20 protein-coding genes and 1 riboswitch are annotated in these 25,312 nt (G+C 37.0%); of the genes, 15 read left to right on the forward strand and 5 right to left on the reverse strand.

What is annotated here, in order from left to right; all coding sequences use genetic code 11:
- Window positions 1-14: 14 nt before the first annotated feature.
- The 3 genes from tilS to ftsH all read left to right on the forward strand — a co-directional run bounded on the left by tilS (window position 15) and on the right by ftsH (window position 4,105).
- Window positions 15-1,394 (forward strand): tRNA lysidine(34) synthetase TilS, encoded by a 1,380-nt coding sequence (gene tilS / locus HNR32_RS02765; RefSeq protein WP_183859446.1) that lies wholly within the window; start codon window positions 15-17, stop codon window positions 1,392-1,394.
- Between the two features lie 113 nt (window positions 1,395-1,507).
- Window positions 1,508-2,044, forward strand: a complete 537-nt coding sequence (hpt, locus tag HNR32_RS02770) for a hypoxanthine phosphoribosyltransferase (protein ID WP_183859449.1) — start codon at window positions 1,508-1,510, stop codon at window positions 2,042-2,044.
- A gap of 87 nt (window positions 2,045-2,131) precedes the next feature.
- The gene (ftsH, locus tag HNR32_RS02775) at window positions 2,132-4,105 is read left to right on the forward strand and encodes an ATP-dependent zinc metalloprotease FtsH (protein ID WP_183859451.1); all 1,974 of its coding nucleotides are present in this window, start codon (window positions 2,132-2,134) and stop codon (window positions 4,103-4,105) included.
- A 154-nt stretch (window positions 4,106-4,259) separates the two neighbouring features.
- On the opposite strand, the gene HNR32_RS02780 is transcribed toward ftsH, so the two are convergent.
- The 4 genes from HNR32_RS02780 to HNR32_RS02795 all read right to left on the reverse strand — a co-directional run bounded on the left by HNR32_RS02780 (window position 4,260) and on the right by HNR32_RS02795 (window position 8,950).
- Window positions 4,260-5,720, reverse strand: a complete 1,461-nt coding sequence (locus HNR32_RS02780; protein WP_183859453.1) for a pyruvate carboxylase subunit B — start codon at window positions 5,718-5,720, stop codon at window positions 4,260-4,262.
- A gap of 230 nt (window positions 5,721-5,950) precedes the next feature.
- Window positions 5,951-6,535: an ANTAR domain-containing response regulator gene (locus tag HNR32_RS02785; protein ID WP_183859455.1), complete on the reverse strand. Its 585-nt coding sequence runs from the start codon at window positions 6,533-6,535 to the stop codon at window positions 5,951-5,953.
- 4 nt (window positions 6,536-6,539) lie between these two features.
- Entirely contained in the window at window positions 6,540-7,961 is a 1,422-nt protein-coding gene (locus tag HNR32_RS02790) for a sensor histidine kinase (RefSeq protein ID WP_183859458.1), read from the reverse strand.
- 326 nt (window positions 7,962-8,287) lie between these two features.
- Window positions 8,288-8,950 (reverse strand): C40 family peptidase, encoded by a 663-nt coding sequence (locus HNR32_RS02795; RefSeq protein WP_183859460.1) that lies wholly within the window; start codon window positions 8,948-8,950, stop codon window positions 8,288-8,290.
- 13 nt (window positions 8,951-8,963) lie between these two features.
- A riboswitch (cyclic di-AMP (ydaO/yuaA leader) is annotated at window positions 8,964-9,096 on the reverse strand.
- A gap of 481 nt (window positions 9,097-9,577) precedes the next feature.
- Between HNR32_RS02795 and ileS the strand changes: the two genes are divergently transcribed.
- A complete protein-coding gene (ileS, locus tag HNR32_RS02800; RefSeq protein WP_183859462.1) occupies window positions 9,578-12,688 on the forward strand; it encodes an isoleucine--tRNA ligase in 3,111 nt (1,036 codons plus the stop codon).
- 64 nt (window positions 12,689-12,752) lie between these two features.
- Here ileS and HNR32_RS02805 read toward each other — a convergent pair whose 3' ends face one another.
- The gene (locus HNR32_RS02805) at window positions 12,753-13,790 is read right to left on the reverse strand and encodes a PocR ligand-binding domain-containing protein (protein ID WP_183859464.1); all 1,038 of its coding nucleotides are present in this window, start codon (window positions 13,788-13,790) and stop codon (window positions 12,753-12,755) included.
- Window positions 13,791-14,011: 221 nt separating this feature from the next.
- Here HNR32_RS02805 and HNR32_RS02810 point away from each other — a divergent pair, with 221 nt between their 5' ends.
- The 11 genes from HNR32_RS02810 (at window position 14,012) to cysE (ending at window position 25,308) form a co-directional block, all read left to right on the forward strand.
- Complete coding sequence (locus tag HNR32_RS02810) at window positions 14,012-14,467, forward strand: CtsR family transcriptional regulator (RefSeq protein WP_183859466.1); 456 nt, start codon at window positions 14,012-14,014, stop codon at window positions 14,465-14,467.
- A gap of 2 nt (window positions 14,468-14,469) precedes the next feature.
- The gene (locus tag HNR32_RS02815; protein ID WP_183859468.1) at window positions 14,470-15,009 is read left to right on the forward strand and encodes a UvrB/UvrC motif-containing protein; all 540 of its coding nucleotides are present in this window, start codon (window positions 14,470-14,472) and stop codon (window positions 15,007-15,009) included.
- Window positions 15,010-15,020: 11 nt separating this feature from the next.
- Window positions 15,021-16,091 carry a protein arginine kinase gene (locus HNR32_RS02820; RefSeq protein ID WP_183859470.1) on the forward strand — a complete coding sequence of 357 codons (1,071 nt, stop codon included), beginning with the start codon at window positions 15,021-15,023 and terminating at the stop codon, window positions 16,089-16,091.
- A gap of 5 nt (window positions 16,092-16,096) precedes the next feature.
- On the forward strand, window positions 16,097-18,622 hold the full coding sequence (locus tag HNR32_RS02825; protein ID WP_183859473.1) for an ATP-dependent Clp protease ATP-binding subunit: 2,526 nt from the start codon (window positions 16,097-16,099) through the stop codon (window positions 18,620-18,622).
- Window positions 18,619-18,762 carry a hypothetical protein gene (locus HNR32_RS02830; RefSeq protein ID WP_183859475.1) on the forward strand — a complete coding sequence of 48 codons (144 nt, stop codon included), beginning with the start codon at window positions 18,619-18,621 and terminating at the stop codon, window positions 18,760-18,762. Before HNR32_RS02825 ends, HNR32_RS02830 begins: the two co-directional genes overlap by 4 nt.
- Before the next feature lie 119 nt (window positions 18,763-18,881).
- Window positions 18,882-20,243 carry a DNA repair protein RadA gene (gene radA, locus HNR32_RS02835; RefSeq protein WP_231038229.1) on the forward strand — a complete coding sequence of 454 codons (1,362 nt, stop codon included), beginning with the start codon at window positions 18,882-18,884 and terminating at the stop codon, window positions 20,241-20,243.
- A gap of 268 nt (window positions 20,244-20,511) precedes the next feature.
- Complete coding sequence (locus tag HNR32_RS02840) at window positions 20,512-21,627, forward strand: PIN/TRAM domain-containing protein (RefSeq protein WP_183859479.1); 1,116 nt, start codon at window positions 20,512-20,514, stop codon at window positions 21,625-21,627.
- A 97-nt stretch (window positions 21,628-21,724) separates the two neighbouring features.
- Window positions 21,725-22,492, forward strand: a complete 768-nt coding sequence (ispD, locus tag HNR32_RS02845; RefSeq protein WP_183859481.1) for a 2-C-methyl-D-erythritol 4-phosphate cytidylyltransferase — start codon at window positions 21,725-21,727, stop codon at window positions 22,490-22,492.
- A 2-nt stretch (window positions 22,493-22,494) separates the two neighbouring features.
- Window positions 22,495-22,968, forward strand: coding sequence for a 2-C-methyl-D-erythritol 2,4-cyclodiphosphate synthase (ispF, locus tag HNR32_RS02850; RefSeq protein ID WP_183859483.1), 474 nt, complete (start codon window positions 22,495-22,497; stop codon window positions 22,966-22,968).
- A gap of 69 nt (window positions 22,969-23,037) precedes the next feature.
- A complete protein-coding gene (gltX, locus tag HNR32_RS02855) occupies window positions 23,038-24,501 on the forward strand; it encodes a glutamate--tRNA ligase (protein WP_183859485.1) in 1,464 nt (487 codons plus the stop codon).
- 81 nt (window positions 24,502-24,582) lie between these two features.
- Window positions 24,583-25,308 carry a serine O-acetyltransferase gene (gene cysE / locus HNR32_RS02860; RefSeq protein ID WP_183859487.1) on the forward strand — a complete coding sequence of 242 codons (726 nt, stop codon included), beginning with the start codon at window positions 24,583-24,585 and terminating at the stop codon, window positions 25,306-25,308.
- The last annotated feature ends 4 nt before the right edge of the window (window positions 25,309-25,312 follow it).

Raw genomic sequence — 25,312 nt, forward strand, 5'->3', positions numbered from 1 at the left:
ATATAGGAGTTTATATGCTTAAGCAGGTCGTGGAATTTTGTCAAAAACATAGGCTTTTTTTGGCTGGTGATAATATTTTATTGGCATGCTCTGGGGGACCGGATTCCTTGTGTATGGTTCATCTGTTTATAGAAATTGCTGCCCGGCATAATCTGATGTTGTTTGTAGCGCATATTGAACATGGTATAAGGGGCAAAGAATCACTTGCAGATGCACGTTTTGTGGAACGATTCTGCCTTGATAATAATATTGATTGTTATCTGCGCACTGTAGATGCTCAAATGTATGCACAAAAGAATAAAATTTCCTTGGAAATGGCGGCGCGTGATTTACGCTATGCACAGCTTAGGGCTTTGGCAAAAAAATTAAATTGTCAGCATATAGCAGTGGCACATCATCGCAAGGATCAGGCTGAGACAGTATTGATGCATATGCTGCGTGGTTCGGGTAGTAAGGGACTTGCCGGCATGCAGCCAAGTGCTAATGGTATTATCAGGCCTTTGCTTAATTGCAGCCGTGAACAGATAGAAGATTACTGCCAGCGGTACAGTCTTGTGCCGCGTATTGACAGTACCAATTATGAAACAGATTATACACGCAATGATATTCGCTGGAATTTATTGCCCCAATTAAAAAAATTTAATCCCAATATTGAGGCGGCTTTATGTCGTACAGCCTCATTATTGGCAGAAGAAAATGATTTTATTCTTACATATACACAGGAAGTCTTTAGGCAAATTGCCGAAAAACTGGCAGCCGGATATGTTTTTTCATTGCCCCAATTTGTAGGAGAACATAGGGCAGTACAGCGGCAGCTTATAAGAACAGCAATATATTTTGTGAAAAAAAATATAAATAATATAAATAATGTACATATTGATGATATATTAATATTGGCTAAAAAAGCTGTTACTGGAACACAACTTGATTTACCAGAAGGATTAAAGGCAGTAATTCAATATCAAAAACTTTTTATAGGACTTGATAACACTTTGAGTGCAGAAGAAGTTTCTAATATATACTTACAGATCCCAGGACGCACTAAGATTAATAAGTCGTTGGGGGAGATTGACAGTGAAGTAATATATTCCTTTGAAAATATAAAGGCGCGGGAAATTTGTTATATTGATGCAGCAAAAATTACTGGCAAATTAATGCTTCGCTCTCGCCAGGACGGTGATATTTTTTATCCCAAAGGTTTAACTGGCCATAAAAAAATAAAAAAACTTTTTATTGATTATAAAATTCCTCGTCAGCAGCGTCAGCAAATTCCTATTTTATGTGATGATAAGGGAATTGTTTGGGTGGTTGGTTTGCAACAGGACAGACGGTATCTGCCGACACAAGACACGGAAAAAATCATTAAATTAGTCTTTACTAAAAATATCAAATAAATTTCTTGTTTTTAGCAGAACTCACTAAAAATAAGAAATTACTATTTCAAATGATTATTATATGAATAAGCATTTGTGATAAATAGATTACATAATTGAAAGGCGGCTCTTGCATGCATAAAGATTTAGAAAAAGTTGTATTTACTGAGGAACAAATAAAAAAACGCGTTAAAGAATTGGGTGAAGAAATTACCAGGGATTATGATGGCAAAGAAATTGTAGCTGTAGGTATATTAAAGGGTGCAATTGTTTTTTTTGCTGATTTGATTCGTGAAATAAAAGTACCTGTTAAATTTGACTTTATGGCGGCATCAAGTTATGGTTCCAGTACAAAAACTAGTGGAACAGTAAGAATTTTGAAGGATATTGATACTGACATCGAGAATAAACATGTAATAATTATAGAAGATATTATCGATTCGGGACTGACTTTAAAATATTTAAAGGAGAACTTTGAGCATAGGAAAGCAGCCAGTGTAAAATTATGTGCAATGCTTAATAAGCCAGAGGGACGTCGCACTGATATAAAAGGGGATTATGTCGGTTTTGATGTACCAGATGAATTTATTGTAGGCTATGGACTTGATTATGCTAGTGTCTATCGTAATATTCCATATATTGGTATATTGAAAAAAGAAATTTACTCTTGATATACCAATTGAGAATTTAATTAAATAATGCTATAATTATAAACTATAAGCCTTATAAAATAAGATGCTTTTAAGGAGGATTAAAGATTGAATAAGTTTCTGCGAAATGCCGGTTTTTATGTACTAATAATCTTGATCGCATTTTCCTTAATAGATTATTTTCATAGTAATTCATCGAAGAAACCAGAAATTAATTATACACAATTTCTGCAGCAAGTGAATGAAAAGAAAGTGTCGAAAATAACTATTGTCGAAAATACTATCAGCGGCACTTTATCTGATGGAACAGAATTTACTACTATTGCCCCTACTTACCCCAATAGTGATAACTCATTATTGGCGAACCTGCAAGCTAACGGCGTAGAAATAAAAGCACAAAATCCACCTGATCCACCTTGGTGGACGACGATATTTACGTCTATACTGCCAATCCTTTTATTAATTGGTGTTTGGTTTTTTATTATGCAACAGTCGCAAGGCGGCGGCAACCGTGTTATGTCTTTTGGCAAAAGCCGCGCTAAAATGAATAATAATAAGGTTAAGGTTACATTTAAGGATGTAGCTGGTGCTGACGAAGCCAAACAAGATTTAGAAGAAGTTGTAGAATTTTTAAAACATCCGAAGAAATTTAATGATTTGGGTGCCCGTATACCAAAAGGTGTTTTATTATTTGGGCCTCCGGGAACAGGAAAAACACTTTTGGCAAAAGCTGTAGCTGGCGAAGCGGGTGTGCCTTTCTTCACGATAAGCGGTTCAGATTTTGTTGAAATGTTTGTTGGTGTTGGTGCATCGCGTGTACGTGATTTGTTTGATCAGGCCAAGAAAAATGCGCCATGTATCGTTTTTATCGATGAAATTGATGCTGTTGGACGTCAGCGTGGAGCCGGTTTAGGCGGTGGACATGATGAACGTGAACAGACACTCAATCAGCTGCTCGTTGAAATGGATGGTTTTGCTGTTAATGAAGGTATAATAATAATAGCAGCTACTAATCGACCAGACATATTAGATCCGGCGTTATTGCGTCCAGGTCGTTTTGATCGTCAGATTGTAGTTGATCGACCTGACATTAAAGGAAGAACAGCTATTTTAAAAGTTCATTCCAGAAACAAACCTTTAGAAGAAACCGTTGATTTGGGGATTCTTGCTCGTCAAACCCCGGGTTTCACTGGTGCCGATTTGAGCAATCTCATAAATGAAGGTGCGTTGCTTTCAGCACGACGTAACAAGAAAACTATTGGTATGAATGAATTGGAAGAATCAATTGAACGAGTTATGGTTGGACCAGAAAGAAAATCAAAAGTGATAAGTGATGAGGATAAACGTCTCACAGCATATCATGAAGGTGGGCATGCGTTAGTAGGACTTTTGCTGCCGCACTCTGATCCTGTGCACAAGGTAACGATCATTCCGCGTGGTCGTGCTGGTGGTTATACATTGAGTTTACCAAAGGAAGACCGTTCCTATCATACGCGCAGTGAATTAATCGATCAGCTGAAAGTGACATTAGGTGGACGAGTTGCTGAAGAGGTTGTATTAAAAGAAATAAGTACTGGTGCACAAAATGATATAAAACAGGCTTCACGTATAGTTCGCGGTATGATTATGGAATATGGCATGAGTGATGTGTTAGGGCCTATTTCCTTTGGTGAAGGTAATGACCATCAAGTATTCCTTGGTCGTGATTTAAATAATCAGCGTAATTACAGTGAAGAAGTGGCCTGTGAAATTGATAAGGAAGTTCGACGCTATATAGAAGAAGCTTATGAGGAATGTCGTACATTATTAGTAGATAATCTTGATAAATTGCATCTTTTAGCGGACAAACTTATTAAACATGAAACATTATCGGCAGCTCAATTAAAAGAGCTTATGGAAACAGGTGATTTAACAGAAGATAGTAATGATAACAATGACGATTCGTCTTCTGATAACGGTGTGACTGATACTGAGGAAACAGTAAAGACTGATGCTGCTGTTGAAACGGTTGAGGGAGAAGAAAAGGCCGAAGAACCTGAGGAAAAATCAGAGCCTAATTATAATTTAACTGTCAATAAATAGTATATTTAGATGTCCTATTACATAATCTAAAATACTAAAGCCGCTGTACATTGTCGATAAACGCGTGTACAGCGGCTTTTTATTTTAATAGTGGTTTTAATTTTAGCAACTAAAAAAGAGTGCTGCATTTCGCAGCACTCTTTTTGTTTTTATATCAACCTTTGAAGAACTTTTCGGCAACTTTTGGATTGAGGTTATAAAGAAGAACATCTTCATCGCTGGCATTGGCACGGCCAATTTCAGCTAGTTTTTTAACAGTACGTTTTTTGAAGAATTCTTCAGCAACTTGTGGGAATAATGCATAAGATAATACATCTTCTTCACTAGCAAATGGGTAACCTTTATCAGCAAGTTCTGTTTTAAAGTTTTCCATACCTGGTTTAAGATGATCAGCAGGACGATCAGTAATGAGTTCGTCTTTTTTAATGCCGATTTTATCAAGAACTTCCTGACTGACAGGGGCAGGAGTACGACCAAATTTACCGCGAACAAGGTCTTTAAATTCGTTAGGAACCATTTTATAACGTTCGCCAGTCATGACATTCATTGTAGCCATTGTGCCAACAATCTGGCTGGATGGGGTAACGAGTGGAGGATAGCCGGCATCAGCACGAACACGTGGCATTTCATCAAGAAGATCCTGATATTTATCTTCCATACCTTGTTCTTTAAGCTGATTTACAAGATTGGAGAGCATACCGCCTGGAATCTGGAAATCAAGAACGTTAGGATTAACATCAAAATAGCCTTTAAGACCAAATTCACTGATAAGTTGATTTTTAACACCAAGGAAGTGTTTAGCGATAGGAGTCATAGCCTGACGGTCAAGACCAGTATCGTATTCAGTTCCTTCTAATGTAGCAACAAATGTTTCGGTACAAGGCTGGGATGTATCACCGGAAAATGGTGATAATGCACAGTCGATAACATCAACGCCAGCTTCAATAGCTTTCAAGTATGTCATGAATCCAAAACCGCTGGTGCAGTGAGTATGTAACTGAATAGGTAATTTAGTAGCTTTTTTAAGTTTGGTAACGAGTTCTTCAGCTACGAAAGGTTTTAAAAGACCTGACATATCTTTAATACAGATGCTGTCAACACCCATTTTTTCCAAGGCAGCAGCTAATGTAGCAAATTCATCAGTAGTATGAGGTCCGCCAACAGTATAAACAAGGCAGCCTTGAACTTCTACAGAATGTTTAACTTCTTTTTTTGCTTCTTTAGCAGCATCAATAGCTGTTTTTAAATTGCGTGTATCGTTCAATGCATCAAAAATACGGAATACACCGATACCATGCTGAGCAGCTTTTTTTACGAAAGCACGAACAACATCATCTGGATAATGATTGTAGCCTAAGAGATTTTGACCGCGTAACAGCATCTGGATAGGAGTTTTCAGATGTGCTTTTAAAGTGTCAAGACGTTCCCAAGGATCTTCATCCAAGAAACGAAGACAACTGTCAAATGTTGCGCCACCCCATGCTTCTAAAGATTTATAGCCAATAGCATCGAGAGCTTCTAACTGAGGAAGCATTTGGGAAAGATGCATACGAGTAGCTAATAGAGACTGATGACCATCGCGTAATACTGTTTCAGTAATCTTAACTTTTGCCATAATTAATAAAACAACTCCTTTTATATTATACAATTAATTGTAGTGAGCATACTTATTTGTTCGTAAATAATATGACTTATATTTAAAGATATCGTTACGAACTAACATAATACAGTATAAAATTTATTATTTCTATTGTCAATTGGTTAATGTGATTTTTTTAACAATATTTATGAATGTGATAAATGTTGTTTATAGTATAAAAACAAAGCATAAAACATCATTTATAGTTATGCTTTGTTTTTTAAAGCTGAACGGATTATTGCCTCAGCAACTTCTTTTATTGTCTTTCGCTTGGCCATGCTATATTGCTGGATGCGGCGATAGGCTTCTGATTCATTTAGATTATAGGCATCCATTAATATTCCTTTGGCACGGTCAAGTGTTTTGCGCATTTCCAAAGAATTTTTGACATCATTTAGTTCTAATTCTAATGATTGTATTTCCTTAAAACGAGTTAGGGCTATTTCTATTGCTGGGAATAAATTATCTTCGCGCACAGGTTTTACAAGATAGGCTAAAACACCAGAATGTTTGGCTTTTTCTACTATGTCTGCTTGACTGAATGCCGTTAATAAAAGCACAGGTGCTATATTTTCGTCATCTATTATTTTAGCGGCGGTAATGCCATCCATTTCAGGCATTTTTATATCCATGATCACGAGGTCAGGATGATATTTGCGTGCTAATTCTACAGCACGTTTTCCATTTATAGCCTCGCCAACCACGTTATGACCAGCTTCCTCAAGTATTTCCTTTAAATCCATTCGAATAATTGATTCATTGTCAGCTATAACTATTTTTAATTTATCCATTAATTTATTCACCTCTAATATCACGCGGAATGGTTATTTTAGCATGAGTTCCATTATTGTTATATAGTTCAAACTTTCCTTCCATATCATCTTCAATAAGTGTTCTGATTATTTGCAGACCCAATGACTTGGAACGTTTTTTCTCAAAACCGATTGGAAGTCCAGGTCCATCATCATACAGATCAAGAATATATTTATCGGCAGTATGGGAAATTTTTAGGCCGATAGTTCCCGAATCGGTTTCAGCAAAGGCGTGCTCAATAGAGTTTAAGATGAGCTCATTAACTATAAGGGCCAAATTGCTGGCTTGCTGCGAGGGCAGAACAATTGTTCCCCCAGAAAATTCTGTAGTGAGATTAAAATCAGGCCGCAGCATATTTTGAGCAATAAGATTTAAAATATTGCGGGTAACTTTAGTTACATCAATCATTTCTTCTTGCTGCTGTGATAAAAATTCATGGACAACAGAAATGCTTAAAATACGATTGACGCTTTCCTTTAAAGCGTCTTTTACTTCTGTTGAGTCACTGCGTCTTGCCTGCAGGCGCAATAAACTGGCAATCGTTTGCAGATTGTTTTTTACCCGATGGTGTATTTCCTGAATAACAGCGGATTTTATGAGAATTTCTTTGTCTTTTTTACGAACCTCGGTAACATCAGAAATCACTACAATTTGGCAAAGTAAGTTGCCACCTTGTTTAATAGGAATATCACGGCGGACGATTGTTATACTGTCAGAAGATAATTCTTTTTCATAAGGCTTGTCATTGGAAATAGTTTCTTTAATAATGCGACGAGACAACTGATGCTCAAACAAATGGTGTCCGATTAAATTTATAACACCAAGAATATTATAAATGCGTAGTGCGGCAGCATTGGCAAAGACAATACGGTTGTTTTTATCGGCAATTATAATACCATCGCTGGGGGTCATTGTTTTAAACATGTTAATGTCAAGTTCACGATGGGCATAGGCGATTAAGGAACAGGCGGTATGGTATAAATAAGAGTAGCCGTCTATTTTAGCCACAGATGGTTCCATTTCAAAGCTGACAACGGCAACAACGCCAAATGAATCCAAGATAGCTTCTGTGTGCATTTCAACAAATTTTCCCCAGCTCCATTCACGTTTACCGCTCATGCTTTTGCCGGTATCCATAGTATATTTTATTAAAGGCTCTTCCTGAATAGGCTGAATGGCACCACGGTTGCTGTGATAAAATGGCGTATAAGCAGTATGGGGTTTTATATAATCAACAATTAAAAACGAGTTGTTTTTTTTAGCGTATACATATAAACCAATATTAGCCATAACCAAGTCAGCGATAAAGGGAAGTGTTGTGTTTATTCGCTGTAGGAGATTTATCTGCATAGCTGATAAATTGGTTTCATTGCGGCAAAGTTCTAAAAAATTATTATCTGTCATATTAACTAATATCAACTCCCGTCAGTATTTTCATTTGCTCAAGACTATAAAGATAAGCTTTATTATCGAAACTGACTATATTGTTTTTGTAGACGGTTTCAACCTTGTTCACCACAGGAAAGTATACCTTGTTCATCGATGAAATCATTTAACATATCGATTACTAACAAAGCTTTCAAAAATATCACTCCCAAGTAACTTTTATTATAAAAATTAAGTATGCGAATTATTTATTTAACATATTATAACAAATTATAGCAAAAAAATCATACAATTAGCAAATAAAAAAAGAGGAAACTAATGTTTCCTCTCTACCATAAACGGTATTATATAATTCTGCGGGCACCTATGTAATGAGCACTCCAGTAGCTACTGTTTAAGCTAGCTATAGAAACGCCACGACTACTCGATGCATTGATAAATTGGCCATCTCCCATATATATACCAACATGGGAAGCCCCGTAAGTATACGTGGAGAAAAATACCAAATCACCAGCGATTAAATCATCATAAGCAATTGGTGTACCAACTTCATATTGGGCATCTGCTGTGCGCGGTAATGATATGCCAGCGTTAGCAAACACATAGCGGGTAAAACCTGAACAATCAAAACCGCCAGGTGTTGTTCCGCCAAATACATAGGGAACACCGATGTATTGCAACGATGTTTGAACTATTCGGCGTGCATAATAATTAGAACCACGACTTACTTGTGGCATGGAGCGTCCCATTAGCGCCTGATAAGTCTGTGGACCGACTACTCCATCGGCAGTGAGGCCGTTGGCAGCCTGAAATTCTTTTATTGCTTCTTTAGTAGCTGGACCAAAATCTCCGTCAGCAACAACATCGTAACCTAAATTTGCAAGTTCACCTTGAAGTTCTGCTACCTGTGTTCCTTGATCACCTGTTTGAAATGCATCCGCACTAGCAACAGAAAACCAGCACATAAATAGCAGGGAAAGTGCCATCAAGCGTATTATCTTACTCAAAAGGTCACTCCTCTCTTTTGTTTTTTTTTACCTGCGAGGTTAGCTGTCGGATTAGGGACAGAAGAAGAAACCGGCCCTTGCAAAAAACAACATTCACCCCTAGAATGGTTCCCCCGCTCCTGAGTTGGATTCGGTTTATAATTTACTCATAAGCTATATTTTACTCGCAAAAGAGAAAAAAAGCAAGAAAAATCGATAAATAAATTCATTAGTCTGATAATTCCAATTTATATCAAGGCTGAATACTAATATAAAAATGTTTATATAATTTTTATTTTTAATAATACTTTGTTTGAATTTATCAAGATTTTGTGCTATTATATCAAACATAATAATATAATGGCATTGATGGAGACCGTCAAAATAATAGAAAATTTCAGCGAGCCAATGATAGTGTAAGATTGGTATTAGTATATGTTTTGAGAAATCACTCCTGAGCTGCTGGCTGAACAATATAGTAAGCTAAGCCGGTTCCCACCGTTATACGGGTTGCATATGTTGGTATGTGAAATAGGTGGTATATGATAAGTCAAAGCTTTCATCCTGTTTTAGGATGAGGGCTTTTTTATTTGTTTATTTCAGTTAAAACCAGCATGATAATATTTCTTTATTGGAGGAATTATATTTATGTACGAAAAAGTCGAGACTAGTCTTAAATTTGTCGAACGTGAAAAAAATATGGAAAAATTTTGGCAGGACAATAAAATTTTTCAAAAGAGCATTGATCAGCGTGATAGTGAGGATGTATTTACTTTTTATGACGGACCGCCTACTGCTAATGGTAAACCACATATCGGTCATGTGCTGACTCGTGTAATAAAGGATATGATACCACGCTTCCAGGCCATGAAAGGACATAAAACTGTACGCAAGGCTGGCTGGGATACACATGGTTTGCCAGTAGAGCTTGAAGTAGAAAAATTATTAGGACTTGACGGCAAAGAACAAATTGAAAATTATGGTATTGAACCATTTGTTAAAAAGTGTAAGGAAAGTGTCTGGCAATATAAAGGTATGTGGGAAGAATTTTCCCGTACGGTAGGGTATTGGGCCGATATGGATGATCCATATGTTACCTATGATAATAAATATATCGAATCAGTATGGTGGGCATTAAAAACTATTTGGGAAAAGAAACTTCTATATAAAGGCCATAAAATCGTGCCTTACTGTCCGCGCTGTGGTACACCTTTATCATCACATGAAGTGGCGCAGGGCTATAAAGACGTTAAAGAACGTTCAGCAGTTGTTCGTTTTAAGGTAAAGGGAGAAGAAGCATACTTTTTAGCTTGGACGACAACACCATGGACATTGCCATCAAATTTGGCATTATGTGTAAATCCTGAGGTTACTTATGCAAAAGTAAAACATGAAAATTATACTTATTACATGGCTGAGGATTTAGTTGGCAAGGTATTAGGTGAAGAAGCTTCTATATTAGAACGTTTTCCTGGTAAAGCTTTGGAATATAAAGAATATGAACCATTATATCCATATGCCGTTGGTAAAATAAAGAAAAAATCATTTTATGTTACCTGTGATGATTATGTAACCACTGCTGATGGTACCGGTATTGTTCATATGGCGCCGGCTTTTGGGGAAGATGATTCCCGTGTCTGCCATAAATATGATATTGATTTTGTACAGTTTGTTGATGCTAAAGGCTGCATGACAGCGGAAACTGATTGGGAAGGTGTATTCGTTAAAAAAGCTGATCCGCTTATTTTAAAAGATTTAGAGGAAAAAGGCTTATTATTTGATGCACCGAATTTTGAGCATAGTTATCCTCATTGCTGGCGCTGCGATACGCCGCTTATCTATTATGCGCGTGAATCATGGTTTATAAAAATGACAGCTGTTCGCGAAAAATTAATTGAAAATAATAATAAGGTAAATTGGATACCGAAAACCATCGGTAAAGGTCGTTTCGGTGATTGGATAGAACATGTGCAAGATTGGGGTATCAGCCGTAATCGTTATTGGGGAACCCCTCTTAATATTTGGGAATGTGAATGTGGTCATCAGCATTCCATTGGATCCATTGACGAATTAAAACAAATGTCTGACAATTGTCCGGTTGATGTCGAATTACATCGTCCTTTCCTTGATGACATAACCATAAAATGCCCGCATTGTGGCAAACAGATGCATCGTGTACCGGAAGTAATTGACTGTTGGTTTGATTCTGGAGCAATGCCATTTGCTCAGTGGCACTATCCGTTTGAAAATAAAGACGTATTTGAAAAAACTTTCCCAGCTGATTTTATTTCAGAAGCAGTTGATCAGACGCGCGGCTGGTTTTATTCCTTGATAGCAATATCAACATTGTTATTTGATAAGCCGGCTTATAAAAACGTAATAGTGTTAGGGCATGTTCAAGATAAAAATGGTCAGAAAATGAGTAAATCCAAGGGAAATGCTGTTGAACCGATGGAAGCACTGCAGCAACATGGTGCTGATGCTATTCGCTGGTATTTTTATGAAAATAGTGCACCTTGGCTGCCTAATCGCTTCCATGACGATGCTGTGCAGGAAGGTCAGCGTAAATTTATGGGAACATTATGGAATACATATGCTTTCTATATTTTATATGCGAATATTGATAAGTTTAATCCTGCTGAATATCAATTGGATTATGCTAAACTTTCGATAATGGATAAATGGGTGTTGTCCCGTCTTAATACCTTGATTAAAACAGTGGACAGTAATTTGTCTGATTATCGCGTAACAGAAACGGCCAAGGCTTTACAGGAATTTATCGATGAATTGTCTAACTGGTATGTTCGTCGCAGCCGTGAACGTTTCTGGGGCAAAGAAATGACTCAGGATAAGATAAATGCTTATATGACTTTATATACAGCACTTGAAACATTTATTAAATTAGCAGCGCCAATGATACCATTTATTACGGATACTATTTATCAAAACCTTGTCAGAAACTCTTATGCGGAGGCTAAGGAAAGTGTTCATTTATGTGATTATCCTGTAGCCAATGAAGCATATATTGATGCTGAACTGGAAAAAAATATGGAATTGATATTGGAAATTGTAGCGCTGGGAAGAGCGGCCCGCAATACGGCTAATATCAAAAATCGTCAACCTATCGGTCAGATGTTTGTAAAAGCCCCATTCGTGTTAAATGATTTTTATAAAGCAATTGTTGCTGATGAACTTAATATAAAAAATGTCGATTTTAAAGATGATATGGAACAGTATTTATCATACAGCTTTAAGCCGCAATTTAAAGTATTAGGGCCAAAGGCTGGTCGCTATATCAATGAAATTAAAAATTCTTTGGCAGCGTTAAATGGTCATGCTGCTAAAGAAGAGCTTGATAAAACTGGTACAATAAAGATAAATATATCTACCGGAGAATTCACGCTTACACGTGAAGATGTTGATGTAGCTGTTACTCAGACTGATGGATTTGCTACTGAAAGCTATAATAAAGTAACAGTAGCATTAGAAACAACACTTTCGCAGGAACTTATTGAAGAAGGTTTTGTGCGTGAAATAATCAGTAAAATCCAGACAATGCGTAAGGAAAATGGTTTTGAAGTAACTGACAGAATAACAGTCTATGTTGAAGGCAATGATAAGCTTGCTGCAATAGTCAAAGCAAATAGTTCTGAAATAGAAAAAATTGTTCTTGCCGATAGTATTGAAACTGGCAAAACAGATGGTTTTTCTAAAGACTGGAACATAAATGGTGAAAAAGTAGTATTGGCAATTAAATAATATTAAAAATAAATGTCCCAGGCAGCTATGAGCTGTCTGGGACATTTTATAAGAAATGAAATTATTATTTTTGATGGGCTAATTCATATAATTTGGAAGCTGTTTCAGATAGGCCGGTTAAATCATTAGCAGATTCTTCAATAGCTGAGGATTGCTGGCTTACTATTTGTGATGTTGCTTCACCTTTGGATACGGTTTCATTAACGGAATGATTTATCATGCCGGTAAATTCGCGGATTTTTTCAACTGTTTCTTTGGAATTATCGGCTAGTTTACGAATTTCTTCAGCAACTACGCCGAAACCTGCACCGGAAGTGCCGGCACGGGCAGCTTCAATAGAGGCATTTAAGCCTAAAAGCTGTGTTTGCGTAGCAATATCTTTTATTAAATTAGTAAATTCATTTATTTTGCCGGAAACTTCATCAACATGCTGGATTTCTTTGTTGAGTGCTTTTTGATTTTCATCAACATCATTAGCCGAAGCAGCAAGTTCTTCCATAGAAGCGGAAACATGCATAACAGTATCATTGATGGATTCAGAAATTTTACGCAGCTGGTATTGATAATAACCTATTTTGGAAAAAGTATTAGCCATTAAGAATAGAACCTGAGCAGCATGTTCTAAGTTTTCTTTAGGAACATATTTAATTTTTTTTACTTCTTCTACGTATTTATCGGGATCAGCACCAATTTCAGCAGCAATGCGGCGGAATTTATCTTCATCAACTTCACCGATAACAGCCTGGCCGCCAAGGATGGAGCCAATCTGCTGACCGTTGAGTAAGATTGGAGCAGCAAAATCCATAAGACCGGCATGACATTCATAAACGGCAGGTTTACCGCTTTTGGCAGCACGTTCCCCGCCTAGACGGTCACATTCCTGGCAACGTTGGTTGCCAAGTGTTGTTCCACGAGTATATTCCATGCAGAATTTAGTCCAGTCAGTAGGGTGTGTTATTGGAGTGCCAGTCAAATCTACAGTTACGGCTGTTATACCAAGACTTCTGGCAAAATGATCCTGGAATTCCTGCAAAAAATCCATATCAAAAATATCTTGGACCTTTAAATTAGCGAGCTCATTTGAATTGTTTAATTCGTCCATAAAAACCTTCCTTTTAATAAAATAATCACAATAGAGTGTAAATAAAAATAATAGCATTATAATTCGGATATAAAAGCACTTCTATTATAGCAAAAATAATGGTGATACGCAAAATAAAAGACGAATATTTTATTGAGATTACTAGCTTAAAATAAAATACTTGCGAAAAGTCAAAAAGTCAAATATAATAGAAGAAAAGTAAGATATGAAGGTGATTTATTATGAGCAATATAGCAGATTTAATAGAAAGCTATATATTACAGCGATTAGCAGCCCAACAAAATCGTAATATAATTTTAAAACGTGCTGATATTGCCAATGCAATAGAATGTGCTCCGTCGCAAATCAGTTATGTTTTAAATACCAGATTTACTTCTGATAAGGGATTTGTGGTTGAATCACGCCGAGGCTTAGGTGGGTTTATAAAAATAGCACGCCTTCCTTTGCAGGATTTAGTCTATAGTAATCTAATAGATAAGATAGATGAAAATACCACAGTGGATGACTTGCATCATATGTTAAGTTATATGCTGCGCAACGGAATGATTGAAAACCGTGAAGCAGCGCTTTTATTCCAGACCTTTAATAATATTTATAATAAAATTTCACCATCAGACAGGGCTGAGTTACTCAAAGCTTTATTTATAACTCTGGCTGATTTTGCCGAGGAGGAGTAAACATGTTATGTGATAATTGTAAAAAAAATGAAGCTTGTATCCATATTACTCAAATAAACGGTAATAAAAAAATCGACAGATATCTTTGTGAGGATTGTGCAGCTAATTATGGTGAGTTTATAATGCAGGAAAATTCAGAAGATCAGCCAGAAGTATTTTCTATAAATGATTTTTTATCAGGTATTTTTCATAACACTCCGCAGGCAGAAGAGACTGCCGAGCCAGTAAAAAGTGAGGAATACACTTGCCCAGCTTGCGGAATGACTTATATGGATTTTACCCGCTCAGGAAAAATTGGCTGCAGCAAATGTTATGATACATTTCGGTCAAAATTAGAACCATTGCTGCGTCGGATTCATGGTGCCAGCAAGCATAACGGCAAAATACCGCAGCGCGCTGGGAAAATGCTTAATATACAGCAGGAGCTGGCCTTACTGCGTAAACAAATTCAAGAATATATAACTAAAGAAGAATACGAAAAAGCTGCTCAGGTACGGGACTGCATTCGTCGACTGGAAAACGACATTGAGTCTAAGGAGTAGGGGGTATAATAATGTTATTAGAAAATATGTTTACTGATGATAATTTGGTTTGGATGGATGGACAAGGTCACGATAATGATATAGTTTTATCAAGCCAGGTGCGTTTGGCACGTAATTTTAAAGAAATACCATTTCCTAACAGAGCTTCGGTAACACAATTGACAGAAGCCAAGATGAGGATATTAAATATTACGTCTGACTTTTCTAATATTACTAAAGAAAATTATACCAGCATTGATATGGATAAACTTACGAATCTGCAAAAAAATGTTTTAGTGGAAAAACATATAATCAGCAGTAATTTTCTTAAAAATACTGAGGCCAGAACGTTAATTATCAGTATAAACAGTGATATTGCGATAATGTTAAATGAAGACGATCATTTGCGTATACAATGTATGCAAAGTGGCTTGGATATAAAAAAAGCTCTGGAAAAAGCCTTTATAATTGATGATGCTGTTGAAAAGAAATATGATATGGCTTTTGATGATGCTATGGGGTATTTAACAGCCTGTCCCACCAATTTAGGTACAGGATTAAGAGCTTCGGTAATTCTCCATTTGCCAGGCCTGGTGGCAACAAATCAGGTAGGTAAGATTATAAATGTTTCGCCACAGTTGGGACTTGCAGTGCGTGGGTTATTTGGCAATACGGCCCATGGTCACTTATTCCAGATTTCTAATCAATTATCATTAGGCTTTGAAGAAAATGAATTAGTTGATAATTTGACCCATACGGTGGAAGAAATAGTTTCCCACGAAAGAGAAGCTCGCAAAGCACTTCTATCGTATGCTGAGGAGAAGGTTTGCGACCAAGCATGGCGGGCGTTGGGAGTATTAAAATATGCGCGCAGTCTTTCCGATAAGGAATTATTGCAGCTAGCAAGCAATGTACGTTTAGGTATTGATGAAAAAATAATTACAGGAATTAATGAAAATGTATTTAATAAATTAATTATAGCCGGTCGAACAAATTACCTTACTAATTTACAAGATAAGGAAAGCATGTCCCAACGGGAAGTGGATAAAATAAGAGCTGATGTTACCCGTAGGATAATTGCCAGCAGCTCTGTAAAGGAGTGATTTTTATGAATAATAATAAATTGACGTTTAGCGCAGAAAAGGTATTAGAACTTGCCAGCTATGAAGCAAATAAACAAAAATGCGGCTATATTGGGACAGAACATATTTTATTGGGGCTTACTAAAGAGCATAAAGGTGTTGCGGCTAAAGTTTTAGCAGCATTAGGAATCACTCGTGATATGGTTAAAGGCCGTCTAAACAATATAATTATTATTCCACCGATTATGAGCAGCGCATCGCTCACGTATACTCCTTTAGCAAAGATGGTAATGAGTTTTGCCGAAGATGAGGCACAGGATTTGGGGCATGATTATATTGGCACAGAGCATATTTTATTGGGCATAGTGCGCCAGGAAGATGCCATTGCGGCTAAAGTGCTTGTTTCATTAGGAGCTGATCTTGATGTTGTGCGTACGACAATAATGGACATGATCGGTGATGGTTTTCAGGATTCATCGACTGATGATAATACATCGGCAGATATGGATGAATTGGCAAAAAGAACGCCATTTATAAACCGCTATTGCCGTGATTTGAAAGATTTAGTACTAAAAGATAAAATTGATCCAGTTATTGGCAGAACTAAGGAAATAGAACGTGTTATCCAGATTTTGCTGCGCCGCACCAAGAATAATCCGGTATTAATAGGTGAGCCAGGCGTAGGTAAAACGGCGGTGGCCGAAGGTTTAGCCCGACGCATGGCTGAGGGGGTTATGCCCAAATTGCTTGCCAATAAAAGAATTATGAGCCTTAGTATGACTTCGTTAGTAGCTGGAGCCAAATATCGCGGTGAATTTGAGGAACGGTTAAAAAATATTATTGACGAAATAACACAGGTTGAAAATATAATTTTATTCATTGATGAATTGCACACTTTAATTGGTGCTGGTGCTGCGGAAGGCTCAATTGATGCAGCAAATATTTTAAAGCCGGCTTTATCACGTGGTGAAATACAGGTTATTGGAGCTACTACCTTAAATGAATATAAAAAATATATTGAAAAAGATTCAGCACTTGAGAGACGTTTTCAGCCGATATTGCTTGATGAGCCCAATGAAGAAGACGCTGTGGCAATATTGATGGGAATTCGCAGCAAATATGAAGAATTCCATCAGGCCAAGATAACTGACGCAGCTGTACGAGCAGCAGTTAAATTATCTGCTCGTTATATTAATGATAGATTTTTGCCTGATAAGGCAATTGACCTCATGGATGAGGCCGCATCAAAAGTAAGATTGGCTACAATTGCTTATCCTAGCGAGCTCAAAGAGTTAAAAGATAAGCTGGAACAATTAAATGGCAATAAACAGGCAGCTATTGAGGCCCAGAATTTTGAGAGCGCAGCACAAATTCGCGATGAAGAAAGCAAGATAAAAGAATCGCTGCAAATGGCTGATGAAGAGTTAAAGAAAAAAGAAGAACGAGAAATAATCGTTGATGAAGATGATATAGCTGATGTTCTTGCTTCCTGGACAGGGATCCCTGCAAGACGACTGGCTGATAAAGAAGCAAAGCGGCTGCTGCATATGGAGGAAAACCTTCATGAACGAGTTGTGGGACAAGATGACGCAGTTATAGCTGTAGCTAAAGCTATCAGACGAGCCAGGGCTGGTCTGAAAGATGAAAAGCGCCCAATTGGTTCATTTATGTTCTTGGGACCGACTGGTGTTGGTAAAACAGAATTGGCACGATCATTGGCAGAAATATTATTTGGCGATGAAAATGCCATGATACGTTTTGATATGTCTGAATACATGGAAAGGCATACAGTGTCACGTATGGTAGGTGCCCCTCCTGGTTATGTAGGCTATGAAGAAGGTGGACAACTTACCGATGTTGTCAGAAGAAAGCCTTATTCAGTAATACTGCTCGATGAAATAGAAAAGGCACATCCGGATGTGTTTAATTTATTGCTGCAGATACTCGAAGATGGTAGACTTACTGATGGACAGGGACGTACGGTTGATTTTAAAAATACAGTTATAATAATGACCTCTAATGTGGGGGCTAATCTTTTGCAAAAAAGTAATGTGGCAATGGGCTTTAATACCAGCACGGATAGTAAGGCTGATTTTGCTGCTACCTCACAAAAAATAATGGAAGAGGTAAAGCGTGTATTTAAACCGGAATTTTTAAATCGCATTGATGATATAATCGTATTTAAATCCTTGGATAAGGAAAGCTTATTAAAGATTATTGATATTTTATTAATAGATGTGGAAAAACGCATTAAAAATGTCGATATGGAGCTTGTTATCAGTGCTAAGGCTAAAGAATATTTACTTGATAAAGGTACTGATATTAAATTTGGTGCACGTCCATTAAAAAGGGCTATCCAAAAATATCTTGAAGATGAGCTGGCAGAAAAAATTTTAGATAAAAAATTTGCTGCTGGTGATAAGATTCTTGTATCATATAAGAGTAAAGATGATAAGCTGTCATTTAGCTGCAAAAAAGAAAATCTGCCTGATGAAGAAAATAATTCTGAAAATAAGGAAGAAACATTGGCGGATAATCAGGCCGTAAAATGACGAGAAAACAAAAAAATGTTTTAAATCAAAATTGTTCTATAAAAAGACGGATTACAAATTTTATCATGAATTTTTTTCTGGCACTAGTTTGGCTTATACGCTCGATGATAAAATTGCTGGGAAAATATTTACGTGATTAATAGCAGGTATTCAGCCGCGCTTATTTTCTGGGAGGGATTTAAGGTTTTATAAGCAGAAAATTAGTGCGGTTGAATTGTGTATAGGAACTTATTATATAATTTAGAAAATGGTGAGATTTTTGCCGAAGAAAAAAAGTGTTTATGTCTGTCAGGAATGTGGTTATGATACTCCCAAATGGGTAGGGAGATGTCCTGGTTGTGGCGCATGGAATTCAATGGTGGAAGAGACAGCTAAGACCAATATAGCACATGGATTATCATTAGGCTTGGGGAGTGCTAAAGTACAAAAACCACAGCTGTTGTCAGAGATATCTATTGCCAAGATGCCGCGATTTACTACGGGATCAGTTGAGCTTGACCGTGTACTTGGCGGCGGTATTATTCCAGGCAGTATGGTACTGATGGTAGGAGATCCGGGCGTTGGTAAGTCTAGTTTGAATTTGCGCATTTGTGCCTATACAGCTAATATGAAAAAAGTACTGTATATTACGGGGGAGGAAAGCCTACAGCAAATTCGTATGCGTGCTGAACGAATAGATGCCTTGTCTGATAAAATGTTGGTTCTAAGTGAAACAAATATGGAACTTATAAATGAACATGTTGAAAAACAGCAGCCAGACTTATTAGTAGTGGATTCTATTCAGACGATTTTTCGTCCTGATGTGCAAAGTGCACCGGGCAGTGTAAGCCAAGTGCGTGAATGTGCAGTGGAATTGCTACGACTGGCAAAATCCAAGGCAATAGCCGTGTTTATAATTGGGCATGTGACTAAAGATGGGACATTGGCCGGCCCCAGAGTGCTGGAGCATATTGTCGATACAGTACTTTATTTTGAAGGGGAAAGAAATGCACAATATCGTATTTTGCGGGCAGTAAAAAATCGTTTTGGCAGTACTAATGAGATAGGTTTATTTGAGATGCGTGATATAGGTTTGGTGGATGTACCAGATGCCTCAAAGTTATTTCTGTCGGAAACGGTACATGATTCAGGCGTTATAATAACACCCACTATAGAAGGCACCAGGCCTTTATTAGTTGAGATTCAGGCATTGGTGGCGCCAACTCCGTATATCCCGCCGCGTCGTACTTCGGATTTAGTTGACATCAAAAAAATACAGTTGTTACTGGCTGTATTGGAGAAGAGAGTAAATTTAGCTTTGGGAGCCTGTGATGTTTATGTTAAGATTGCCGGAGGAATTAAAATCGATGAGCCGGCCTGTGATTTAGCTTTATGTGTAGCATTGGCATCAAGCTTTACCAATAAAGTAGTAAAGGAAAAAACTGTAGTTTTTGGCGAGGTTGGTCTGTCCGGTGAAGTACGTGCTGTAAATGGTGCTGATATAAGAATAAAGGAAGCTTGCAAACTGGGATTTACAAATATAATTATTCCGCAAAAAAATCTTAATACAGTGGGAAAAATAACTGGGGTAAATATTATCGGAGCAGCCAATATAAAGGAAGCTCTACAGGCAGTTTTCTAAGGTAATATCAGGAAAAATAACAATACAATTGAAGCTGATAGTTGTACAGCATTAATTGCCTGAATATTTATTTTTTGACAAAATACGCCCTATTTAGTATTATAGCTGTATGCATTTATTAAATAAAATGCATCAATAATTCCTTATAAATAAATTGATGCAGATGATTAATGGACTTATTTTAATTTTAGGCATAGGGGTATGGAGTTAGTTTAATTTAGTAACGATGTTTGAAATATCATATATTATATTATTTGGAGATGAGTCTGTGTTAGAGAAAATAGTACGTGTTTCTATAGTGGTTCTTGCTGCTATATTTGGATTGGCTACATTTCAATTCATGTTCCAATTCATCGCACCGTTAATTGCAACTGAATATCTTAATATTAATTTAAATATTTTTGGGATAACGTTGGCCCGTCTGATAAGCGGACTGATGGGAATATTGGTGGGGGGAATTGTAGGTTATATAATTTCACCGTATTTAATAAGATTATTAAGAAAATTTTCTATGTGGGTAGAAAACCAGCTTAATAAAATGAAAATACATGATGTTATTGCTGGTGTATGTGGGCTAGCAATAGGTCTTATTATTGCCAATTTATGGGGCGTAGCCTTTTTAGGTGTGCCAATTGTTGGCAGTTATCTGCCAATCGTATTTAGCATTGTCTTAGGATATTTAGGTATACACATTACGATAAAAAAACGTGATGAAATAGTTGCTCTTTTTCCGCGATTGTTTAGAGATCAGCCGAAGGATAAAAAAGGTTCAGCAGAGAAGAATGCGGTGAAAAAAGCTTATAAGCTTTTAGATACCAGTGTTATAATTGATGGACGCATTGCCGATATTTGTGGAAGTGGATTTGTTGAAGGAACATTATTGATCCCGGTTTTTGTGTTGGAAGAATTACAACATATAGCCGATTCAGCTGATTTATTGAAACGCACAAGAGGTCGTCGTGGTCTTGATGTTTTAAAACGTATTCAAACAGATTTTGATATGTTTGTTGAGATTGATGAAACTGACTTTGAGGATATTGCAGAAGTTGATTCCAAACTTATAAAATTGGCTCAAGCTGTTGGTGGTAAAATTGTTACCAATGATTATAATTTAAATAAAGTTGCTGATTTGCAGGGAATTACAGTTTTAAATATCAATGAATTAGCAAATGCGGTTAAGCCTGTGGTAATCCCAGGCGAAGATATGACAGTAACTATCGTTAAGGATGGCAAGGAACAAGGGCAGGGGGTGGCCTATCTTGATGATGGGACGATGATTGTTGTTGAAGGTGGTAGAAAGTTTATAAATACTACACTGCCTGTTACAGTGACATCTGTATTACAGACGGCTGCCGGGCGCATGATTTTTGCGAAGCCTAAATAAAGTATTTGTTTATATAAGATTTGTTATTTAATAGTATAGAAAAATGCTGCGGGTTTAACCGTGGCATTTTTTAAAGAGTATAAAGGGTGGTAATAAGGTGATTACGGCTATTTTTCCAGCTGCTGGAAAAGGCAAACGTATGGGTGCTTCATTTAATAAAATATTTGCGGGGTTGTCAGATAAACCGATATTGATTCATACTTTAATTAGTTTTTCACGCTGTAATTTAGTTGATAATTTTGTGGTGGTTGCAGCTAAAGAGGAAGTGGAATCAATCAGCCGAGTATTAAACTCAATGCCGGGAATAAAGCCATGTAAAGTTGTAGCTGGCGGCTCAGAACGGCAATATTCTGTCTATAATGGTTTGTTGGCCGTGCCCAAAGAAACTGATATTGTATTAGTGCATGATGCGGCTCGACCACTAATAACTGCCAAAGTAATTGAGAATGTAATTGATGAAGTAAAATCATCGGGAGCTGCTGTTGCTGCAGTACCTGTTACTAGTACAATAAAAGTAGTTGATGATAATAATGTAGTAACACATACGCCGAAACGTGAAACACTCTGGACAATTCAAACACCACAGGGATTTCGCAAAGACATATTGTTAGAAGCTAATGAAAAAGCTCGTCAGGAAAATTTTCTAGGGACAGATGATGCCAGTATTGTAGAGAACATGGGCTATTCAGTAAAAGTCGTTATGGGAGATTATAAAAATATAAAAATAACATCGCCAGAAGATTTAATTTTTGCTGAAGCTGTTTTAGGGAAAAAAGCCGTTAAAAAGGTAAAAAATCATGTATCATCAGCACTGTATAATGCTTTTGATGATATGAAGGCAAAAATATTAAAGACGAGGTTATAAACATGAGAATAGGTTTTGGTTACGATGTACATAAATTGGTAACTGATCGTAAACTGATTATCGGTGGCGTTGATATCCCTTATGAAAAGGGGTTGCTGGGTCATTCTGATGCTGATGTGTTATTGCATGCAATTTCCGATGCACTGCTGGGCGCTGCAGCACTAGGGGATATTGGCCGGCATTTTCCAGATACCGATGAAAAATATAAAGGAATATCAAGCATAATATTATTACAGCATGTTAATAAATTATTGCAGGAACATAAATATAAAATAGGCAATATTGATGCGACAATCATCGCACAGCAGCCTAAGATGGCAGGTTATATTGCTATGATGCGCCAAAATATAGCCGATGCGCTGTTAATTGACATTGACCAGGTTAATGTCAAAGCTACAACAGAGGAAAAATTGGGCTTTACCGGGAAAGGCGAGGGAATAGCTGCTAATGCGGCCGTTCTTATTGAAAATTGCTAAAATGATTGTTAAAAAGATTCATTTCTGTTAAAATATACTTTACAAGTATTATTTGGAGGTAATTGTTAAATGTCAGAACAAATCAGGGTTCGTTTTGCTCCAAGTCCAACCGGTCCTTTTCATATCGGTGGAGCACGTAGTGCACTTTTTAATTGGCTGCTTGCCAGAAAATATCCTAATGGAAAACTTATTTTACGTGTTGAGGATACTGATCAGGCAAGATCCACAAAAGAGTCAGAGGAAAACATTAAAGAATCACTGAAATGGCTTGGACTTACATGGGATGAAGGTGTTGATGCCGGCGGCGACTATGGTCCGTATCGTCAGATGGAACGCCTTGATATTTATAAAAAATATGCGCAAAAACTTATTGATGAGGGAAAAGCATATTATTGCTATTGCACTGAAGAGGAAATTGTTAAAGAGCGCGAAGCTTTAATGAAAGAAAATAAAATGCCTATTTATCAGGGACATTGCCGCAATTTAACACAAGAACAAATTGCGCAGTATGAAGCTGAGGGCAGAAAACCGACTATACGTTTTCGTACACCGGAAAATCAAGCTGTTGAATTTGAAGATCTTGTGCGCGGGCATATGAATTTTGATTCCAATGGGGTTGGTGATTTTGTTATAGTCAAGGCTGATGGAATACCAGTGTATAATTTTGCTGTAGTTATTGATGATGCCTTGATGAAAATTTCACATGTTATTCGCGCTGAAGAACATCTATCAAATACACCGCGTCAAGTAGTTCTCTATGAAGCATTGGATTTTGCTGTGCCGAAGTTTGCCCATATATCACTGATTTTAGGTAAAGATCATTCTAAAATGAGTAAGCGTCATGGCGCAACTTCAGTTGAACAATATAAAAATCTTGGCTATTTGCCGGAAGCACTTGTTAATTTTCTGGCACTTTTAGGCTGGGCACCGCAGGATGAGCAGGAAATTTTTACGATTGATGAACTAATTAAAGCTTTTTCCATGGACCATGTAGCTAAAAATCCAGCTGTTTTTGATATAGATAAGCTTAATTGGCTTAATGCGCAGTATATGAAAAAGTTGAGTGCAGAAAAAATTACGATGATGGCTATTCCTCATTTGGTGGAAAAAGGCTATTTAAAAGAAGCTGTTTCTACTGATGAAATGGCAAAATTGGTACGTTTCACAGAAATTATTCGTGACCATTTAAGCTATGGTGCGCAATACTTGGAATTTGCTGATTTATATTTTAAAGATGATATAGTAGTGGAAGATGATGAAGCTAAACAGGTTCTTCTTGATGAAACAGCCAATGATGTTATGGCACTGTTCCAACAAAAATTAGCAGCTTTGGAAGAATTTGATGCGGCTCATATTCAGCCGATATTTAAACAGGTTATAAAAGAATTAAAAGTGGGCGGCAAGAAGGTTTATATGCCATTGCGCGTTGCAATAACAGGACAGATGCATGGACCTGATTTAGCAGGAATAATTGAAGTACTTGGCTATGATAAAATGCTGAGTCGCATGCAAAACACTATGTCAGCATTTTGAATTTATAAGGCATAGCAGCAAAGGTGTGTTGAAAACAGTAATAATGTTTTTGGGCACACCTTTTTCTATAGGAGGAAAACTATGAAATTTTTACATATGTTAAAAAAGGATATCAGGGTAGTTTTTGAACGTGATCCAGCGGCAAGAAGTTATTTGGAAGTTGTTTTATGCTATCCCGGCCTTCATGCTATTTGGTTATATCGGATTGCCCATTGGTTTTATAAACGTAAATTTGTTTTGATTCCAAGATTGATATCAAATTTAGCAAGATTTCTCACAGGAATTGAAATCCATCCGGGGGCAACAATCGGACCAGGATTATTTATTGATCATGGAACGGGAATTGTAATAGGTGAAACAGCTGAATTGGGACGCAATGTTACCTTATATCAAGGTGTAACTTTAGGCGGAACCGGCAAGGAAAAAGGAAAAAGACATCCAACTATTGGCAATAATGTTGTTGTATCGTCAGGAGCTAAAATATTAGGCTCATTTTCTGTTGGCGATCATGCTAAAATTGGTGCTGGTTCGGTAGTGCTGAAAGAAGTGCCGGCATATGCTACCGTGGTTGGTATTCCAGGCAGGGTTGTCCTAATGAAAGGGAAAAGAGTTTCTCCTATCACTATGCCGGAAGAAGAATTAAAAAACAAGGCCATATCAGAGGCTTTAAAAAGAGAATTAGCTGAAGAATTAGATGTTGATTTAGCGCATGACAAATTACCTGATCCAGAACTTGATATGATAAAAGGATTGCTGGAGAAAATTAAAGTACTTGAAGATAAAGTGGCAAATTTAGAAAAGAAGTGAAAAA

It is taken from the genome of Pectinatus brassicae (genome assembly GCF_014201835.1).
GTDB classification, from domain to species: domain Bacteria; phylum Bacillota; class Negativicutes; order Selenomonadales; family Selenomonadaceae; genus Pectinatus; species Pectinatus brassicae.

Excerpts from the sequence above, each read along its gene's own strand:
- tilS (WP_183859446.1), top strand. The coding sequence starts at position 15 with ATGCTTAAGCAGGTCGTGGAATTTTGTCAAAAACATAGGCTTTTTTTG.
- hpt (WP_183859449.1), top strand. The coding sequence starts at position 1,508 with ATGCATAAAGATTTAGAAAAAGTTGTATTTACTGAGGAACAAATAAAA.
- HNR32_RS02780 (WP_183859453.1), bottom strand. The coding sequence starts at position 5,720 with ATGGCAAAAGTTAAGATTACTGAAACAGTATTACGCGATGGTCATCAG.
- HNR32_RS02785 (WP_183859455.1), bottom strand. The coding sequence starts at position 6,535 with ATGGATAAATTAAAAATAGTTATAGCTGACAATGAATCAATTATTCGA.
- HNR32_RS02790 (WP_183859458.1), bottom strand. The coding sequence starts at position 7,961 with ATGACAGATAATAATTTTTTAGAACTTTGCCGCAATGAAACCAATTTA.
- ileS (WP_183859462.1), top strand. The coding sequence starts at position 9,578 with ATGTACGAAAAAGTCGAGACTAGTCTTAAATTTGTCGAACGTGAAAAA.
- HNR32_RS02805 (WP_183859464.1), bottom strand. The coding sequence starts at position 13,790 with ATGGACGAATTAAACAATTCAAATGAGCTCGCTAATTTAAAGGTCCAA.
- HNR32_RS02810 (WP_183859466.1), top strand. The coding sequence starts at position 14,012 with ATGAGCAATATAGCAGATTTAATAGAAAGCTATATATTACAGCGATTA.
- HNR32_RS02815 (WP_183859468.1), top strand. The coding sequence starts at position 14,470 with ATGTTATGTGATAATTGTAAAAAAAATGAAGCTTGTATCCATATTACT.
- HNR32_RS02820 (WP_183859470.1), top strand. The coding sequence starts at position 15,021 with ATGTTATTAGAAAATATGTTTACTGATGATAATTTGGTTTGGATGGAT.
- HNR32_RS02825 (WP_183859473.1), top strand. The coding sequence starts at position 16,097 with ATGAATAATAATAAATTGACGTTTAGCGCAGAAAAGGTATTAGAACTT.
- HNR32_RS02830 (WP_183859475.1), top strand. The coding sequence starts at position 18,619 with ATGACGAGAAAACAAAAAAATGTTTTAAATCAAAATTGTTCTATAAAA.
- ispF (WP_183859483.1), top strand. The coding sequence starts at position 22,495 with ATGAGAATAGGTTTTGGTTACGATGTACATAAATTGGTAACTGATCGT.
- gltX (WP_183859485.1), top strand. The coding sequence starts at position 23,038 with ATGTCAGAACAAATCAGGGTTCGTTTTGCTCCAAGTCCAACCGGTCCT.
- cysE (WP_183859487.1), top strand. The coding sequence starts at position 24,583 with ATGAAATTTTTACATATGTTAAAAAAGGATATCAGGGTAGTTTTTGAA.